This is a genomic window from Methylibium sp. T29 (assembly GCF_000576205.1).
Classification (GTDB): Bacteria; Pseudomonadota; Gammaproteobacteria; order Burkholderiales; family Burkholderiaceae_C; genus Methylibium; species Methylibium petroleiphilum.
The window spans coordinates 1-2,734 of sequence record NZ_AZND01000359.1 but is presented as its reverse complement, the minus strand read 5'-3'; the positions used below and the strand labels follow the sequence as shown (position 1 = coordinate 2,734).

Below are 2,734 nucleotides of genomic sequence, written 5' to 3'. Positions count from 1 at the left end.
AGCTGCTGCAGGCGCTGGACGCCACGCGCGAGGCCGGCACCCGCGGCCCGGTGCTCAGCGAGACCCTGCTCGACTGGATGCAGGCGCAGGCGGTGCTGGCAGCCACCGAGCAGACCGGCTACCCCATCGTGCTGGCGCGCGACGGCCGCCGCGTGAGCTTCGCGCTGCACGAGGCCACCGGCGAGGACGAGTGGCTGCTGGTGCTGACCGAGTCGAACGACCGCGCCAGCATCGAGGGCCTGGCGGTCGCGTTCCGGCTCACCGGCCGTGAGGCCGAGGTGCTGCACTGGGTGGCCCAGGGCAAGACCAACCGCGACATCGGCGACATCCTCGGCACCAGCCCGCGCACCGTGCACAAGCACCTGGAGCACGTGTTCGCCAAGCTCGGCGTCGAGACGCGCACCTCCGCGGCGGCGATGGCGCTCGGCAAGCTCAAGCGCGGCGCGGCCTGAGACGCGGCGGCCGGGCCTCAGGCGAGGTCGTCGTCGGAGAGCGACTTGAACAGGCGGCCCGCCTGCGCCGCCAGCGTGAGCAGGCCGCACACCAGCACCACCGCGCTGCGCTGGGAGGGCCGCATCCCCGAGTCCCACCAGTAGCTGAAGCCGCCTGCCAGCGTGAACAGGCTGCCGAGCACGAGGAAGGCCATGAACAGCAGCCAGCTCACCCAAGGCGCCGGGCGCCAGAACAGCAGGTGTCCCCAGGCGGCCAGCGCTACCAGCACGGCGAAGGTCTTCATCGCGATGCGGCCTCGTGAGCGGGAAGGCCGTTCACGGCAGGCGGCCCCAGCGCAGCGCATGCGCCCATTCGGGCCGCGCGCGCCGTTCCGCCAGCATCGCCATCGCCGTGTGGTCGTAGGGCACGGCGATCAACTCGGCCGACCAGCGGCCGTCGGCGCCGCGTTCGGCGATCGCATAGCGCGCGTCCGGTGCGCCGTTCTCCACGGCGTGAGGGAAGGGCCGCGCGTCGTCGTAGGCCGCAGGCCCACGCTGCCGGGGTTGAGCAGCAGCTGGCCGTGCCGGCTGCGCAGCAGGCGCGGCGTGTGGGTGTGCCCGCAGCACACCAGCGCCGCACGCACCTCGCCCAGGCGCGCCTCCACCTCGTCGGCCGTCGCGGCGCGCAGGCCGTGCGGCGTCACGGTCTCGAAGAAGTAGACGTCGTCGTGCGCCGGCGTGCCGTGGCACAGGAACGCGTCGTCGTCGGCCAGCGCGTGCCGGTGCGTCAACGTGCGCAGCCAGTCGACTTCGGCGGGGCCGAGCATCGCGTGCGCATAGGCGTCCGAGGGCTCGCGCGGCAGCGCGCCGCCGCCGAGCACGTAGCGCTCGTGGTTGCCGGCCAGCTGCAGCCAGTCCTGCGCCATCAGGAAGCGCGCCGTCTCGCGCGGCAGCAGCGGCCCCGACAGGCTGTCGCCGAGGTTGACCGTGCGGTCCACGCCGCGGCGGCCGATGTCGGCCACCACCGCCTCGAGCGCGGCGAGGTTGCCGTGGATGTCGGAGACGAGGGCGATGCGCAGGGTCGGCGTCGTCATGCGGCCGGCTCGGTCTGGCCGCGGCAGACGACGGCGAGCTTGTGGCCGTCGGGGTCGCGCACATAGGCTGCGTAGAAGTCGGCGTTGTACTGCGGGCGCAGGCCCGGCGCGCCTTCCGAGCGGCCGCCGTGCGCCAGCGCCGCCGCGTGGAAGGCATCGACCTCGGCCCAGCTGCGCGCCCGCAGCGCCACCATCGTGCCGTTGCCCACCGTGGCCGGCCGGCCATCGAACGGTTCGCACAGCCACAGCGCGATCTCCGTCGCACCGTGCTGCTGGTAGGTGCCCCAGCCGATCCAGCCGTCCCAGTCGGGCTCGTCGCTGGTGTCGCAGCGCTGCAGGCCCAGCGTGGCCATCGTCGCGTCGTAGAAGCGCGCGGCGCGGGGCAGGTCGGCGCTGCCGAGGCAGACGTAGGTGAACACCGTGAGGCCCTCCTTTCGGTGCCGCGACGCCCCGCGCGGACTCAGCTGCCGAGGTCGGCCACCGAGTCCACCACCGCCGCGTACAGGTCGCGCGTGGACGCCAGCGCGCCGTCGTGCACCTCGCGCGCCGTCAGCACCTTGCCGTTCGGCCCCTGCAGCGCGCGCGTCGCGGTCGCGCTGGCCACCACCGTCGGCGCGTAGCCGAGGTTGAAGCCGCCGTGCGCGGTGGAGTTGATGCACATGTGCGTCATGAAGCCGGCCAGCACGATCTGCTGGATGCCCAGCGCCTTGAGCCGTTCGTCGAGGTCGGTCTGCACGAAGGAGTTGGGGTAGTTCTTGGTGATGACCGGCTCGCCGGCGATCGGTGCCACCTCGGCCGAGATGGCGCCGATCTCGGCCCGCACGTCGTAGGGCGAGCCGGCCCCGGCGTCGTGCTGGATGTGGAAGATCGGCATCCTGCGCGCGCGGGCGATCTCCAGCAGCTTGCGCGCCTCGACCAGCGCCTCTTCCACGCCGGTCAGCTGCATCACGCCCTGCCGGTAGGTGTTCTGGCAGTCGATCATGATCAGCGCGGCCTCGCCCAGCGCGGCCGGACGGTGGCCGAGGCCGACGAGATCTCTCAGGGTGGTGGACGCGGTGGTCATGCGGGTCTCCTGGTGATGCCTGGCAGGGCTGCCGGCGCGCGGCCATTACACCAAAGTCACGAGGACCCGCGCCTCAGGGCGGATCGCGCGGGCTGCCGGCGTCGGCGGCGATCATCCCGCGCCAGCCCGCCCGGCCCTGCGGCGGC

4 protein-coding genes and 1 pseudogene are annotated in these 2,734 nt (G+C 73.3%); 1 reads left to right on the top strand and 4 read right to left on the bottom strand.

Annotated features, from left to right (window positions below):
• The coding region (locus x551_RS27760; protein ID WP_161728108.1) for a helix-turn-helix transcriptional regulator at nucleotides 1-452 on the top strand (452 nt) is incomplete at its 5' end.
• A 17-nt stretch (nucleotides 453-469) separates the two neighbouring features.
• Here x551_RS27760 and x551_RS20810 read toward each other — a convergent pair.
• From x551_RS20810 to x551_RS20795, 4 genes and pseudogenes are all read right to left on the bottom strand, one after another.
• A complete protein-coding gene (locus x551_RS20810; protein WP_011828272.1) occupies nucleotides 470-736 on the bottom strand; it encodes a hypothetical protein in 267 nt (88 codons plus the stop codon).
• A 31-nt stretch (nucleotides 737-767) separates the two neighbouring features.
• Nucleotides 768-1,510: pseudogene (locus x551_RS20805) on the bottom strand (metallophosphoesterase family protein).
• 11 nt (nucleotides 1,511-1,521) lie between these two features.
• Nucleotides 1,522-1,944, bottom strand: a complete 423-nt coding sequence (locus x551_RS20800) for a VOC family protein (protein ID WP_036236063.1) — start codon at nucleotides 1,942-1,944, stop codon at nucleotides 1,522-1,524.
• Nucleotides 1,945-1,985: 41 nt separating this feature from the next.
• Nucleotides 1,986-2,588, bottom strand: coding sequence for a cysteine hydrolase family protein (locus tag x551_RS20795; RefSeq protein ID WP_036236060.1), 603 nt, complete (start codon nucleotides 2,586-2,588; stop codon nucleotides 1,986-1,988).
• Nucleotides 2,589-2,734 lie beyond the last annotated feature (146 nt).